General features: G+C 54.7%; 15 protein-coding genes. 8 read left to right on the top strand and 7 right to left on the bottom strand.

Going from position 1 to position 14,843, the window contains the following annotated elements; all coding sequences use genetic code 11:
• Positions 1-76: 76 nt before the first annotated feature.
• The 3 genes from L2731_RS02580 to L2731_RS02570 form a co-directional block, all read right to left on the bottom strand.
• On the bottom strand, positions 77-583 hold the full coding sequence (locus L2731_RS02580) for a hypothetical protein (protein WP_249251700.1): 507 nt from the start codon (positions 581-583) through the stop codon (positions 77-79).
• Between the two features lie 581 nt (positions 584-1,164).
• Positions 1,165-2,571, bottom strand: coding sequence for an ATP-dependent RNA helicase DbpA (dbpA, locus tag L2731_RS02575; protein ID WP_249251699.1), 1,407 nt, complete (start codon positions 2,569-2,571; stop codon positions 1,165-1,167).
• Between the two features lie 226 nt (positions 2,572-2,797).
• Positions 2,798-4,207: an MFS transporter gene (locus L2731_RS02570; RefSeq protein WP_249251698.1), complete on the bottom strand. Its 1,410-nt coding sequence runs from the start codon at positions 4,205-4,207 to the stop codon at positions 2,798-2,800.
• Between the two features lie 249 nt (positions 4,208-4,456).
• On the opposite strand from L2731_RS02570, the gene L2731_RS02565 reads away from it, so the two are divergent.
• On the top strand, positions 4,457-4,768 hold the full coding sequence (locus tag L2731_RS02565) for a hypothetical protein (RefSeq protein ID WP_249251980.1): 312 nt from the start codon (positions 4,457-4,459) through the stop codon (positions 4,766-4,768).
• 36 nt (positions 4,769-4,804) lie between these two features.
• Here the strand turns inward: L2731_RS02565 and L2731_RS02560 are convergent, their stop codons facing one another.
• Positions 4,805-5,005 (bottom strand): YheV family putative zinc ribbon protein, encoded by a 201-nt coding sequence (locus L2731_RS02560; protein ID WP_249251697.1) that lies wholly within the window; start codon positions 5,003-5,005, stop codon positions 4,805-4,807.
• 174 nt (positions 5,006-5,179) lie between these two features.
• Between L2731_RS02560 and L2731_RS02555 the strand changes: the two genes are divergently transcribed.
• Together L2731_RS02555 and L2731_RS02550 are read left to right on the top strand one after the other, a co-directional pair.
• The gene (locus tag L2731_RS02555) at positions 5,180-7,090 is read left to right on the top strand and encodes an ABC transporter ATP-binding protein (RefSeq protein ID WP_249251696.1); all 1,911 of its coding nucleotides are present in this window, start codon (positions 5,180-5,182) and stop codon (positions 7,088-7,090) included.
• Positions 7,091-7,129: 39 nt separating this feature from the next.
• On the top strand, positions 7,130-7,585 hold the full coding sequence (locus L2731_RS02550; RefSeq protein ID WP_249251694.1) for a TIGR02444 family protein: 456 nt from the start codon (positions 7,130-7,132) through the stop codon (positions 7,583-7,585).
• 11 nt (positions 7,586-7,596) lie between these two features.
• Here the strand turns inward: L2731_RS02550 and L2731_RS02545 are convergent, their stop codons facing one another.
• Together L2731_RS02545 and L2731_RS02540 are read right to left on the bottom strand one after the other, a co-directional pair.
• Entirely contained in the window at positions 7,597-9,189 is a 1,593-nt protein-coding gene (locus L2731_RS02545) for a GMC family oxidoreductase (protein ID WP_249251693.1), read from the bottom strand.
• Positions 9,190-9,312: 123 nt separating this feature from the next.
• Entirely contained in the window at positions 9,313-9,819 is a 507-nt protein-coding gene (locus L2731_RS02540) for a twin-arginine translocation signal domain-containing protein (protein WP_249251692.1), read from the bottom strand.
• A gap of 137 nt (positions 9,820-9,956) precedes the next feature.
• Here L2731_RS02540 and L2731_RS02535 point away from each other — a divergent pair, with 137 nt between their 5' ends.
• The 3 genes from L2731_RS02535 (at position 9,957) to L2731_RS02525 (ending at position 12,161) form a co-directional block, all read left to right on the top strand.
• Complete coding sequence (locus L2731_RS02535; RefSeq protein WP_249251691.1) at positions 9,957-10,925, top strand: hydrolase; 969 nt, start codon at positions 9,957-9,959, stop codon at positions 10,923-10,925.
• 2 nt (positions 10,926-10,927) lie between these two features.
• Positions 10,928-11,191, top strand: coding sequence for a YheU family protein (locus L2731_RS02530; protein ID WP_249251690.1), 264 nt, complete (start codon positions 10,928-10,930; stop codon positions 11,189-11,191).
• A gap of 82 nt (positions 11,192-11,273) precedes the next feature.
• Positions 11,274-12,161: a phosphoribulokinase gene (locus L2731_RS02525; protein ID WP_041508385.1), complete on the top strand. Its 888-nt coding sequence runs from the start codon at positions 11,274-11,276 to the stop codon at positions 12,159-12,161.
• 367 nt (positions 12,162-12,528) lie between these two features.
• Here L2731_RS02525 and L2731_RS02520 read toward each other — a convergent pair whose 3' ends face one another.
• Positions 12,529-13,308: a tetratricopeptide repeat protein gene (locus tag L2731_RS02520; protein WP_415837009.1), complete on the bottom strand. Its 780-nt coding sequence runs from the start codon at positions 13,306-13,308 to the stop codon at positions 12,529-12,531.
• Between the two features lie 442 nt (positions 13,309-13,750).
• Here L2731_RS02520 and crp point away from each other — a divergent pair, with 442 nt between their 5' ends.
• Both crp and L2731_RS02510 read left to right on the top strand, forming a co-directional pair.
• Positions 13,751-14,386: a cAMP-activated global transcriptional regulator CRP gene (gene crp, locus L2731_RS02515; protein ID WP_011864391.1), complete on the top strand. Its 636-nt coding sequence runs from the start codon at positions 13,751-13,753 to the stop codon at positions 14,384-14,386.
• 80 nt (positions 14,387-14,466) lie between these two features.
• Positions 14,467-14,805 carry a PepSY domain-containing protein gene (locus L2731_RS02510; RefSeq protein WP_415837008.1) on the top strand — a complete coding sequence of 113 codons (339 nt, stop codon included), beginning with the start codon at positions 14,467-14,469 and terminating at the stop codon, positions 14,803-14,805.
• Positions 14,806-14,843: the final 38 nt, after the last annotated feature.

Below are 14,843 nucleotides of genomic sequence, written 5' to 3'. Positions count from 1 at the left end.
TTTCTTCCACCTTGAAATATAGCACCGAGCTAAATTGAGCCGCTAGGCATCAAACTTAGCACCTTGTTATGCAATTTTACGCACTGGGTGCAAACGCATTTAGGACAAAAAATATTACCGCTGCGCCCAAAATATAGAAAACCTTTTTTGCTGCCTCTTTCATCAAATCTAGCGGTTCTTCGTGAAATCCATCAACATATGTATTTGGATATAAAGAGCTTATCAATACAGCTATACCTAAACCACTCATCCCCATTACAAATAAAAATGCAACCTTCCAGTACTTATAGTTTGCCAAGTTCGGTCGTACTCGGAAGAAGCGTGAATCCTCAATATTTGGAACTGCCACGTAGGCTGATGCACCTACAAAGGATAACGTCCACACATCTATTAATGAGGCAGGAATTTTGATACCTAAGGTATCAAAAGGAACTGCGAAAACTATATGCGCTATATTTCGGTAGTACTCAACTAGAACCTCAACAGTTTCAAACAAACCAATATCAATAAATCTCTGTGTAAAACTAACAACACTTATTGCTCCAAGGATGATAGATAAATATCTAAGAGCCTCTTTCATCATGGTAACTTCTCATTTTTAAATAATACTTACTAGCAAATAATACCAAATATGTAAACCTTTACCACCCAACACATTGAAAAACGTAACCAACTGAAATATATAGAAACAACCGATTATTTATTGTTAGGAGAAAAGTGACTACATCTAAAAAGTGGGACACTATTTAACGAGATCTATTGTGCTTCCGATTAAATATAGAGAGGGCAACAATTTTAAGTCAAATGGTTAAGGCCTCACAAAAACAAAGCAAGAATACCAAACACGGCCAAATCGAAGAGACGTTAGATACCGAGTGTAGATACGCCAGTGACCTTCGGTTTCATGGATGAAGCCGTAGAGCGGCCAGGGATGGCGCACAGCGTGTCACGGGCGTATCTGCACATAAAGCCTGCGGCAGGCAATAAGTTTCCATGAAAGTGCGACCTTCAAACTCACTCAACAAATAAACATGCTGCCAAACACAAATCGAACAAAGAGATAAGATATATCGATGATCTGCCCCCACCAACCCCCAGACAACAAAAAAGGAGCTAACGTCAGTCAGCTCCTTTTCCAATCACCGCGCTAGATTACGCGATTAATTACTTTAACTCCCACGCCCGATAACTCTTGCCCTTAAGCTTGCCTTTCACAATCTTATTAAGGGCCTTGCGCAGCACCTTGCGATCTACCGCTACATATGAGCGAAACTCGGTGATCTTAATCTTACCCACCTCACTGCCCTCGATACCGTTCTCGCCGGTGAGACAGCCGAGGATATCCCCAGGGCGAATCTTCTGCTTCTTGCCACCATCTATCTGTATGGTCACCATCTTAGGCTGAGGCGGCAGGGTGTCGAGCAGGCCTTCGCCTGGCAACGCCTCGCCATCGATCTCGCGGCCAAGCAGATCCGCCAGCATGGTGAGCTTGTAACCATCTTCATGGTTAAACAGGCTATAGGCCGCGCCCTTGCTACCGGCACGTCCGGTACGACCGATACGGTGAATGTGCACCTCGGTATCGTAGGCCAGGTGATAGTTGACCACCATGTCCAGGGCGTCGATATCCAGGCCGCGGGCGGCCACGTCTGTGGCCACCATGACGCTGGCACTCTTGTTGGCAAACTTGAGCAGCATCTGGTCGCGATCTCGCTGCTCCAGATCCCCATGCAGGGCCACGACACTAAAACCTGCGTTGGTCAGCTTGGCCGCCACGTCCTTGGTCTCACGCTTGGTGTTACAGAAAACCACGGCGCTCTCGGGCTGATGTTTAAGCAGCAGAAGCTGCAGCGCCTTCATGCGATCATTGTTATTGCCGCACTCATAGAAGTGCTGCTCGATTGTCTCACCGTCGTGGTGAGCCTCGACCTTCACCATCAGAGGGTCGATCATAAACTGCTCGCTGAGGCTCTGGATCTGATCGGGGAAGGTGGCACTAAACAGCAGGGTCTGACGCTCGCGGGGCACCTCTTGCATGATGGCGTCCAGCTCACGTTGAAAGCCCATCTCTAACATGCGATCGGCCTCATCCAGCACCAGCGTATCGACGTTGTCGAGATCCAAGCGGCCACGTTCGAGGTGATCTATGATGCGCCCCGGCGTGCCGACGATAATGTGGGCGCCGTGTTCCAGCGAGCCTATCTGGGGCCCCATGGGCACGCCACCGCACAGGGTGAGGATCTTGATGTTGTGGATACCACGAGCCAGGGTGCGCAGCTCCGCCGCCACCTGATCAGCCAACTCACGGGTCGGGCAAAGTACCAGGGACTGGATGCGAAAACGCTTCACGTTTAGCTTGTTAAGCAGCCCAAGGCCGAAGGCGGCAGTCTTGCCCGAACCCGTCTTGCCCTGACCTATGACGTCCTGCCCATTGAGGATGGCTGGCAGACTCTGGGCCTGAATAGGCGTCATCTGGTGAAAGCCGATAGATTTCAGGGTATCGAGCAAAGCGGGTTTAAGCGGTAGACTGTTAAAAGCCCCGCTTGGCGTAGTAGCGTCAGATTGACTCACGGTAATTTCCTAATGCTGTGCCGAGAAAAACTTAAGTAGATCAGGCACAAATAAAGCTATGTGATGGCAGCAGCCGATGAATCTTCAAGGGCGTGCGTGGATATGGCGGCGATTATAGCAGCAATAAGGCGGCAATGCGCCAATTAGCTGGGGGAATAAAATAAAAGCCGCCGCGTGGGATCGCGACGGCATTCAGGGTTAAACCAACCAAAACTGAGTCAAACAGTTAGGCGGTTGCCAGTTCGGCGTCGGTATCATTCTTGGCATCGATACGCTTGATCACGGCGCCATAGATGATGAGCGATACTGCCGACACGCTGGCGATAGCGGCAAACACATACCAGATATAGTGAGCATGTGCCGAGGCCTCGACCCAGGCGGCGTGGTCGTTATACACGCGCGGATCCGGGCAGTAGGCCTCCAGCAAGTAACCCGACAGACCAAAGCCCAGCAATGAACTGATGAAAGAGTGCAGGTGCGAGAAGCCCAGGTAGAGACCCTCTTCGCCCTTAGGCGCCTGTAGCGAGAAATACTCCAGGAAGCGCGGCGAGATGAAACACTCGGCCAGGCCCTGGAATACGATGCCTATGATCATCATGGCGGCGATGGGGTGCATGCCTAAGATGGTCTCGCTACCGGCAAACATGTTGCCAGACGCCATCAGCAGAGCCGATACCGGCATGATAAACATCCCCACCGTCATAGAGGTCAACGCGCTGCGCTTGGCCATGATACCTGTGACGAAGCTGACGCAGAGGAAGACCACCAGAGGGTTAACGTTGGCGTACCATGACGGCGATGAGCCCTCACCGGCCATACGCAGCACATACTTTGGCATGGTCGCGTAGAGCTGATGCTGCACCATCCAGAAGCCTGTGATGATTAAGATTAGGGCTATCAATCGACCATTAGACAGAACCTTGAGCAGCGCCTGCCAGATCTCGCCCAGGCTCTTGCCGGAGCGGTTCTCCTCCGTGCTCTTGAAGAACAGGAAGATGCTGAAGAAGGCGATCAGCGTCATGGTGGCGGCGAAGTAGTTAAGGTTGATTAGGCCCAGGTCACCCATGGATTCGCGCAGCGGCTTCACCACTGTCTTACCCGAGAAGGCGCCGATATTGACCATCATGTAGAAGATAGAGAAGCCCTTGGCGCGAGTCTCTGTGGTGGTCGACAGCGCCACGGTGCCTGTGATCACCGCCTTGATAAATGAGCCTCCTATCATGATGACGACCAGGATAGGCACAATGGCCCAGCGAATATCCGCCTCCTTCAAGCCGTGGTAGATGGTCTCCTTGCCATACTCCACCAGCCCTTGAGATTCAATAAGCGCCGGGAATATCGCCAGCGAGGCATAGCCTATCGTCAGCAGGCCGAATGCCAGTAGCAGGGCGCCGCGAAAACCTATCTTGTCGGCAAGTGCGCCGCTGAAGGTGGGAAGGAAATAGAGGCCGGCAGAGAATGAACCCGCCAACCAGGCGGCTTCGACATCGCTAAAGCCTAAGATACGTGACAGATAGAGGGTGATAACGATGAACACCCCGTAATATGCCGCTCGTTCGAGCAGCTCGACACCGTTGGCGATCCAGAAGATTCTGGGGAAGCGCGGCGCCGCTGTGGACTGAGTATTGTTATTCATTTTGAGTCTTCCAGGCAAAAAAACACCTCAAACTACCCCGAGCCGCGCCCAGACGCAACCTTAGTGTGATGACGGGGATCAAGTTTCCTTAACCATTGATGACAAAAATGCAACCAAAGCAACCCAATAACGAAAGATCCGATCAGCGCCCAGGGGCTTAGGCTGCCGTAAATGTTCGCGCCAGCCTGGCTTTGGGTTATGCTTAGCGCCATCCATATCAAATAGACAGTGACAAGCCAAATTCTCGCCATGAGCCAAGCCAACATCAGCAAACAACAACTCATCGACCAACTTACAGCCTGGCAACAGGCCAAGATAGACAACGAACAGTTACAAGACTGGATGGTGACCCATTACGATCCCGACGAGGTCAGCATAGGCCAGGGGGAATGTGAATGGACGGTGGAGGCGATGAATATCGTGATGAACGAATATGAAATCGCCAAGACGGAGAAGTTCATACAGGAGAACGCCCAGCTGGCGATCGACTTCATACTCTGCGATGAGGCACGCTTTAATCAGACGCGCCACCTGTTTCTACAGCAGGGTTTTCGCGACTAAGTTTTTCACGGCTAGGCTTTTCACGACTAAATAGCGTTAGGGCTTAAACACTCCAATCACGGCGCCTGTGGCCAGCTTGGCCACTTCGGCCTCGGCCTGCTGCTCACGGTAATCGCACTCGACGCACTCAACCGTTTCGACTCCCTGCTCCTTAAACAGCACGATACTGTCCTGGGCATGACACTTGGGGCACTTGGCACCGGCAACGAAACGCTTCTTGACTCTGACTCTACTCACGCTTGACTCTACCTGTTGGCATAAAAACTCTGTCGATGGGGCCATTTTGCCACAAGCGGGAGTAAAACACCCTATCGGATTCAAAATGTCCCGGCTAAAGAGTGGCAAGCCATACCCCAACTGGGCTATCATCCCAAGCCTATTAATCCTTAGCTATGCATCAAGTCGACCCCAATGATCACCATTACCCAAGCGCAACTTATTCGCGGCTCCAAGACCCTATTGGATGAAGCCTCTCTGACTGTCTACCCCGGCCACAAGGTCGGCCTGGTGGGTGCCAACGGCACGGGCAAGTCATCTCTGCTTGCGTTGATCATGGGACAACTCAGCCTGGATAAGGGCGAGATCAGCGTGCCCACGGGCTGGCAGATCGCCACCGTCGCCCAGGAAACGCCGGCGCTGGAGGTAAGCGCGCTGGAATATGTGATCGACGGCGACAGGGAATATCGCGAGCTGGAAACGGCGCTGCACAAGGCGCAGCTTGATGATGACGGCCACCAAATTGCCCTGCTCCACGGCAAGATAGACGCCATCGGCGGCTACAGCATCCGCGCCCGCGCCGCCAGCCTGCTGGCCGGCCTGGGCTTTAGCGAGACCGAGCAGCAAAATCCGGTGAAGAGCTTCTCGGGGGGATGGCGCATGCGTCTCAACCTGGCTCAAGCACTGCTGTGCCGCTCCGAACTCTTGCTGCTGGACGAACCCACCAACCACCTCGACTTAGATACCATGTACTGGCTGGAAAGCTGGATAAAGGCTTACCAGGGCACACTTATCCTCATCAGCCACGACAGAGACTTTATCGACGCCATCGTCGACGAGATAGTGCATGTCGAGCACCACAGGCTGAACTACTACAAGGGCAACTATACCGCGTTCGAGCGGATCCGCGCCGAGCGCATGGCCCAGCAACAGGTGGCCTTCGAGCGCCAACAGAAAGAGCGCGCCCACATGCAGTCTTTCGTCGATCGTTTCCGCTACAAGGCCAGCAAGGCCAAGCAGGCCCAGAGCCGTCTCAAGGCGTTAGAGAGAATGACTGAGCTGCTGCCGTCCAAGGCTGACAGCCCCTTCCATATGGCGTTTCGCGCCCCCGAGGCCCTGCCCAACCCGCTGGTGAAGATGGAGCAGGTGTCGGTCGGCTATGGCGACAAGGCGATCCTCAACCATGTGCATTTGAATCTGGTACCCGGTGCCCGCATCGGTCTACTGGGGCGCAACGGCGCGGGTAAGTCGACCCTGATCAAGCTGCTGGCCGAACAACTCAAGCCCATGAGCGGCCTGTATGAGCCTAATCCTGGCCTCAACATAGGTTACTTCGCCCAGCATCAGCTGGAGTTTCTGCGCCTGGACGAGTCGCCGCTACAGCACCTGACGCGACTGGCACCGACCCACAGAGAGCAGGAGCTGAGAGACTTCCTCGGCGGCTACGGCTTTAACGGTGACATGGCCCTGTCGCCGGTGCGCCCCTTCTCCGGCGGCGAAAAGGCCCGCCTGGTACTGGCGCTGCTGGTGTGGCAACGCCCTAACCTGCTGCTGCTCGATGAGCCCACCAACCACCTGGATCTCGAGATGCGTCACGCCCTGACCATGGCGCTGCAGGACTTCGAAGGCGCCATGATCATAGTGTCACACGACAGGCACCTGCTGCGTCTGAGCTGTAGCGACTACTACCTGGTCGACGGCGGCGAGGTGAAGAGTTTCGACGGCGATCTCGACGACTACCATCAGTGGCTGCTGGACGCTGCCAAGGAGGCCAACAAACCGGCGGTCTCTGAGGATGCCAGCCCGGCCCAGGACAAGAAGCTACAGAAACGCCTGGAGGCCGAGCTGAGACAGAAGCTGTCGCCGATGAAGAAGGCGCAGGCCAAGCTTGAGAAGATTCAGCAAGCCTGCAGCGATAAGCTGGCAGAGCTGGAAAACCTGCTGGCCGATACCAGCCTGTATGAGGCCGACAACAAGGCCAAGCTCACCCAGGTACTGGCCGAGCGCACCCAGCAGACCCAGACACTTGAAGAGAGCGAGATGGAATGGCTCGAGCTGCAAGAGGAGATCGAAGCCATAGAGCAAGAGGCCAGGGCCCTGAGTTAACCTGCGCCCGCGCTTAGCTAATTAATGCAAGGATGAAGCATGAGCCATGTAAATCATTTCGACGCCAGCCTATGGCAGACCTGCGATAGCCTCTACGAGAAGGGGCAGCTGCTCTATCTCAAGCTGCAGGATGACTATGGGCTCAACGTCAACCTACTGCTGCTGGCTCAGTGGCTCGACGAGCAGCACTACTACCTGAGCGACCAGGATTGGCAGCAGCTCAGCCAGCAGGTCGAGACCTGGGAGCAGAAGGTACTCAAGCCCTATCGTCGGCTGAGAAAGCTCAGCAAACACAACTTGGCCGAGGCCGAATATCGCCAGATGCTATCTGTGGAGCTCATGCTGGAGCGGAAATCTCAGGCAATGATACTGCGCCAGCTAAGGCAAATCCCGAGTGAACAGGGCCTGGCTAACCTTCCCCGCTACCTCGGCCTGTATCAGATAGAGATAGCCCAGTACCACCAGCTGGCACAGACCCTGACCCGCCAGGCCTAAAAAGCGCCTAATTACACGCCGCCGCTCAACTCGCTGGCCAGCAGGCTGGCATTGCGGGCGGTAATGCCATAGATGGAGAGCTGAGGATTCGCCCCCAGACTGGTGGGGAACAGAGAGCCATCCATCACAGACAGATTCTCCAGATAGTGGCTACGTCCCTGACTATTGACCATGGCCTGACTGGTATCTTCACCCAGCGGGCAGCCGCCCATCACGTGGGCCGAGGCCACCACAGTCTTGAGCGGCGCCAGTGGCATCTCGGCAATGGCCTCCTTGGCCGCCTGCCAGCTCGGCAGATAGGGCATGCCCTCGCTCATGGGCAGCACCTTCTGCGCCCCAGCGGCAAACTGTAGCTCGGCCATGCTGGCAAAGGCGCGCCGCGCCGCGCGCCAGAAGGCGTCGGTCAGTGGGTAATCCAGGGTATAGCCCTTGTCCGTCAGCAGCACCTGGCCGCCCGGGCTGCCCTCATGATAACCATCCCTCACCAGGGCAATGGTGACCTGTAACTGATTAAACTGCGCCATCAACTCGGCATGACTCTGGCCATAGCCCAAAGATTTCGAGGCGATCAGCACCGGATGAATGGGCGGCACCTCCAGCTTATAACCCAGCTCACCGTCGGCACCGTCTTGCCAGACAAACTGATCCGAATAGATAGACTGTGGGGCGCCGCTATGGCCATTGATGGCATCACTAAACAGAGCCCCGCTCAGCAAGGTGGGGTGCAAAAAGGTGCGCTTGCCCAGAAGCTTATTGGGATCCGGGAGCTGCGATCGCATCATCAGGGCCGGCGTATGGATGGCGCCGGCGCTGAGGATATAATGCCTGGCCTTAAACATCAGCTGTACACCGCTGGGGCGCAGCGACTCGGTGAACGCCTGAGCCTTGAGGGCGTACACCTTGTCGTTGTGGTGCTCTATCTTACTCACCTTGGCGCGGCTCACCAGGGTCGCCCCGCGATCCAGCGCCGCGGGTATGGTAGTGACCAGCATAGACTGCTTGGCATTGACCGGGCAGCCCATGCCGCAATAACCAGTGTTCCAGCAGCCCGCCACGTTGCGCTTGATAACTGTGTAATCCCAGCCCAGCGCCTCACAGCCCTGTTTCAGCGCCATGTTGTTACGATTGGGCTCGAAGGGCCACTTAGTGATATTGAGCCGTTGCTCCATCTTGTCAAACCAGGGTGCCAACGCCTCCTTGGAGAGGCCTTCCACCGACTTATGCTCGGCCCAGAATCTTAGGGCGTTTTCAGGGGTGCGGATCGAGGTAGTCCAGTTGATGGTGGTGGAGCCGCCGACGGCTCGGCCCTGAAAGATGCCGATCGCCTTATCCTTGGTCTTCATGGAGGCGGCCTGCTGATACAGATTGGGGTAGGCGCGTCGCTCCTCCATGTTGAAGCTCTCGGACGATTTCAGCGGCCCTCCTTCGACTATGATCACCGACAGGCCCGCCTCGGCCATGATCTCGGCTGCCACGCCACCACCGGCGCCGCTGCCGACGATCACCACATCGGCCTCAAGGGTTTGGTCTTGGGTCAGTTGACTGGCATCTATGTGTTTCCAGCCGCCTGCAAGGCCGGTCACTATGGGATCTTCGATGGCCAATGGCGCTCCTTTGCCCTGTTATCAGGGTCAATGTTTATCAGTCCGATGATATGTAATCGGTGGTTCGGGTTTGTAGCGGCTTAAGTTTCTAGCGGCTTAGACTCCCAGCAGATTAGGGGCAAATCAGTTAAACAGCCGCGGCTTCTCGTAATTCAATCGTGTCCAATGCTCAGGGCAGCTGTAGTAACTAGCCAGCACCAGCTCACGCAGCCCCTGATAGGCGGTCACCATAAGGTCGAGAAAACTGCTGCGCCAGGCTTCGAGCATGGCCACCAGCTCCTGAGGCTGCCTCATCAACAGCGGCGTCATGTTACCGGTCAGCAGTAGCAGTCCCAGACGAGACTCCAGCAGCTCCAATAACTGCTCAAGTTCTTCGCGGGACTCATCGGGCAGTAGATCCATGGTCGCCACTATGGCGTCTAAGGTGCGATTTTGCGCCGCCACGCGCAGCGACTGGGTATTGGGCAAGGCGCCGTCGAGAAATACGGGCACTAGCAGGCTAAACAGCAGGCGATGGGACTGATCCAGGGAGGCACTCACTCTCACCTGAGGCGGATGATACAGGTTCACCCCCAGTGCCAGGGCGCCGGTCCCCACGAGGGCCGTGGTTAAAAAGGTGCGTCGATTCATCTTATTCCCTGTGCTCCGTCATCTGTGGTATCCCATCTGGCCTAAGATAGGCTATAAAGGCCAATATAGGATCTGTGCTACACTAGCGACTCAGATAACAATTAAACACATGTTTTAATTTTCGGCAATAGCGATTTATGACCCAGCGTAGCTTCACGCCCCCCTGGTGGGCAAGAAATCCCCATGTGCAAACCATACTGCCCGTACTGACAAAGGTCGGCAGGCCAGCCCTGACCCGCCAACGCCTGGAGCTGGATGACGGCGACTTTATCGATCTCGACTGGCTGGCCAAACCAGTTCAGGGGGAACCCATAGTCGTCTTAGTACATGGCTTAGAGGGCAGCGCCGACTCTCACTATGCCAGACGCCTGCTAACACTGCTGGACGAGCATAAGGTCAGCGCCCTGGTGCACCATCACCGCAGCTGCTCGGGAGTGACCAATCGCCTCGCCCGCAGCTATCACAGCGGCGACACTCAAGACCTGCACACCACACTTAGCCTGCTGCGAAGGGACTATCCCGACTCGCCGCTATTGGCGGTAGGCTACAGCCTGGGGGGCAATGTGCTGGCCAAATATATGGGCGAGCAAGGCGATGCCAGCCTGGTGGATCGCGCCGTGGTGATCTCGGCGCCGCTGCAGCTGGGCGCCTGTGCCACACGTCTCAAACATGGCTTCTCTAAGGTCTACCAGAGCTACCTTATCAAGCAGTTACGGCAGAAGGTACGTGACAAGCTGGCGATGCCCGACCTGAGCGCCCAGATGCCGGTGACCCAGAGCGAGGTAGAGAGCCTGACCACCTTTCATCAGTTCGATGACAGGGTGACGGCGCCGCTGCACGGCTTCGATGGCGTGGAAGACTACTACACCCGCGCCAGCGGCCTGCCCTACCTGAGCCAAGTCGCCAAACCGACCCTGGTGATCCACGCCCAGGATGACCCCTTCATGACAGATGAGGTGATTCCAAGCCAGGAGACACTGTCGCCTCAGGTCACCTATGAGCTGCACCAACAGGGCGGCCATGTCGGTTTTATCGACGGTGGTCATCCCCTCAAGCCCAGATATTATCTGGAGCAGCGTATTGTCCATTTTCTGTTGGAGGCTTAAAGATGCTGGTCCCCTATCAATCCCTGCTACAACTGCCAGCGGAAACCCTGGACAATTTGATCAAGGAATTTTTGTTTACCCAGACCGAAGATGGCAGCTTCGCCAGCCTGGATGACCAGGCCTTGGCCCGAGCCATCGCGCAGTGTCGTCAGGCGCTGGCCCGCAGCGAGCTTGTGGTCGAATACAGCGAAGAGGAGGAATCGATCGCCATTCGCCAGCGGCAAGATACCTTGACACAGCAGGGACGAGATGACGAGCCCTGTTGACCTTTAGGTTCTGTGTGCCGTATAACTATTGGTTCACAAATGCCTTTTCTCAGGCATCAGCTCAGCGCTTTTAGGTAGAAGAATGTCAGCTAAACACCCTATTATTGCCGTGACCGGCTCCTCTGGAGCAGGCACCACGACGACCACGACCGCATTTAGCCATATCTTCCGTCAGTTGGGGATCAATGCCGCGATGATCGAGGGTGACAGCTTTCACCACTACACCCGTCCCGAGATGGAACTCAAGATCCGTCAGGCGCAAAACGAAAACCGCAACATCAGTTATTTCGGCCCAGAGGCCAACGACTTCGCCAAGCTGGAACAGTGTTTCAGCGATTATAGTGCCACCGGCCAGGGCGAGACCCGCTCCTACCTGCACACCTTCGACGAGGCCGTGCCTTTCAACCAGATGCCGGGCACCTTCACCCAGTGGCGACCGCTGCCGGAAAACACCGACATGCTCTACTACGAGGGCCTACATGGAGGCGTGGTCACAGATGACTGCGACGTGGCCCAACACGTGGATCTGCTGATCGGCATGGTGCCTATCGTCAACCTGGAGTGGATCCAGAAGATCATTCGCGACACCTCAGACAGAGGCCACAGTCGCGAGAAGGTGATGGGCTCTATCGTGCGCAGCATGGAAGACTATATCAACCATATGACGCCGCAGTTCTCCCGCACCCATATCAACTTCCAGCGGGTACCGACGGTTGACACCTCTAACCCCTTTAGCGCCAAGACCATCCCCAGCCTGGATGAGAGCTTCGTAGTGATCCGTTTTCGCGGCATCAAGAATGTCGACTTCCCCTATTATCTGAAGATGATCGACGGTTCCTTCATGTCGCGCATCAACACCTTAGTGGTGCCCGGCGGCAAGATGTCGCTGGCGATGGAGCTTATCCTCACGCCGCTAATCCGCGATCTGCTGGAGAAGCGTCAGCACCTACTGGACCTGGATAGCGAATAATTTTTAATCGCTTGCACTTGCTTCAGAAAGAGATTGTTTCGCTTAAGCTTTATTTAAGTCTGCTCACATAGAATGCTGGCTATCGGGATTTCAGGCGAAAGACTGATAGTTAGTATACTCTTGGGAGTAAATTCCCCCATCTTGATCTGTTTGCTTCCTCGAGTATGCTAGCGTCCCGACACCTCCTCTTGCACGCCACTCTACCTTAATCTCCCTGCGTTACCTTCCTAACCATTTCAGGCTTAAAAATTTCAAGACTAATGCTTCAAGGCCAAAGTTTTAAAACATAGAGCTTCCAGGCATAAAAAAACGCCGACCAGAGTCGACGTTTAAGTGATACTAAAGCCAATAATGACTGAAAGCAGAACTACTGTGACAGGGGCACCACTTCACGGTAAGGCTTCTGCTGCCGATAGTTTTCCAGCCTCAATTCAAATTCATCGGACTTATCGAACTCGGCCGTCTGCTTGAGCGCCTTGATCGCCTGCTTTTGCAGATCCACCGCCGCGCTATAGTCGCCTATCTCGGCGTAGGCCGCGGCCAGGTTATCCAGGTTGGTTGGGTCTTGCTTGTTGGCCTCCACCAGCCCCTTACCGATGGCTAGGGCCTTACCGCCGTCGCGATACTTGGCCTCAGGACAGGTAGAGAGGATCCACACCACATTGCCCAGGGCGATCTCATCCCCCACGGCCATGAAGTTGTCTACAGCCTTGCCGCAGTTGCGGGCCACGCCGTTGCCACCCGCGGCATAGATGAAGCCCAGGCGGAACTGCGCCCACTTGTCCTGCTCGCTCGCCAGGCTCAAGTACCAGCGCTCGGCCAGCGCCAGGTCTCTTGGAATGATCTTACCGTCGAAGGCCAGATCGGCTATGGTCTGAGCCGCCTTCTTGTGGCCCGTCTGTGCGGCACGTTCGACCCAGCTGGCACCCAGCTGAGGATCCTGCTCGACGAAACGACCGGAGAGATACATTAAACCGAGAAGAAATTGCGCCTCAGATTCACCCTGGCTGGCTTTAAGCTGAATATGGGCCAGTTTACTGGCGGGCGCCGCCGCTTCGGTGGCGGGGACAGAAAACGCTAGGGCTTGCTGCTGCACGGCAAACAGCGCCAGCAGGCCTGCGGCCAATTTCCAAACATGTTTTGTCACGATTCAAGACTCTCCTTCACCAGTTCGCGCCTTCTGAATACGGCACGAAATAGTCACCACTTTGAGCTGCCCCGGCCCGGGTCTGATGCGCCGGCGCAGAGACTAACACTATCAATAATCCCCCCGCCAAGTCGAGTAAAAACCGTATTTTACTGCATGAAAATTAGCGGCTTTATCCCCCTGGCCCGGCAAATAGACGTAGACAGATGTGATATGGGCAGCATTGTCGGCCAAATAAACTGGCCTGACTAAGGTATTGGTTGACATATATTACTAATGTATCAAAATAAACTCCCACTACTGACAGCAAAGTAAATTAGGTTATTGGCTGCATACTTATTGCCATAATTTGATCTCTGACGAGGTTTTTTGGGCCTAATTGACGTAATCTGCTTATTTAGCATATTCTTGTATTTACATTAATCAGTCGAGGAACATAGGCATGGCTCTGATTGGTAAGCCTAAACCTGATCCAACGTTGGAATGGTTTTTATCACACTGTCACATTCATAAATACCCAGCCAAAAGCACTCTGATCCATGCGGGTGAAGACTCAGACACTCTGTACTACATAGTGAAAGGTTCTGTTGCCGTCTTGATTAAAGATGAAGAAGGCAAAGAGATGATCCTCTCTTACCTGAACCAAGGTGACTTCATCGGTGAACTGGGTCTGTTTGAAGAACAAGCCGAACGTACTGCTTGGGTTCGTGCCAAGCAAGCCTGTGAAATCGCTGAGATCTCTTACAAGAAATTTAAGCAGCTTATCCAGGTTAACCCTGAGATCCTGATGAAGCTGTCATCTCAGATGGCTTACCGTCTACAGAGCACCAGCCAGAAAGTGGGCGACCTCGCCTTCCTGGACGTTGCCGGTCGCATCGCACAGACGCTGCTGCACCTGGCTAAGCAGCCTGATGCCATGACGCATCCAGACGGCATGCAGATCAAGATCACTCGCCAAGAGATTGGTCAGATCGTGGGTTGTTCTCGTGAAACCGTGGGCCGTATCCTCAAGATGCTTGAAGAGCAGAATCTGATCCAAGCACACGGCAAAACTATCGTGGTTTACGGTACCCGATAAGCTAACATTAAGTTAGATTTAATAGATCTTAGTTAAAGTGGCCTGACTCCTTAGTCAGGCCATTTTTTTAGGACAGCTTAGTGAAACCGACCGTCGTTATCAGCACCCTCTTGCTTAGTGTCTGCTCACAGCTCAGTCCCGCCGCCAACGCCGCTATCGAACTGGAACACAACCAGGCCAAGGCCCTGGTCAACGAAGGCAAGATCCTCTCCCTCGACCTCACCCTCAGCCAGGTACAAACCTTTTGTTATGGCAAGCTGGTAGACGCCCACCTGTTTCATGCCCAAGGCAAATGGCAATACGATCTCCAGATCAAGACGGCTAACGGCGAACTTATCTCCCTGGATATCGATGCCACCACGGGTCGGCACAGCGACCAAAAGCCCCTGCCCCCAGCCTGCGTGCCACAGAAAAACTAGCGCCGAAATATCCGCTTAGGGTGAAAAAGTGTATTATC

Origin of the sequence: Shewanella aquimarina (assembly GCF_023349185.1) — a bacterium.
GTDB classification, from domain to species: domain Bacteria; phylum Pseudomonadota; class Gammaproteobacteria; order Enterobacterales; family Shewanellaceae; genus Shewanella; species Shewanella aquimarina.
The sequence above is the reverse complement of the archived record's forward strand: the minus strand, read 5'-3'. Positions and strand labels throughout refer to the sequence as shown.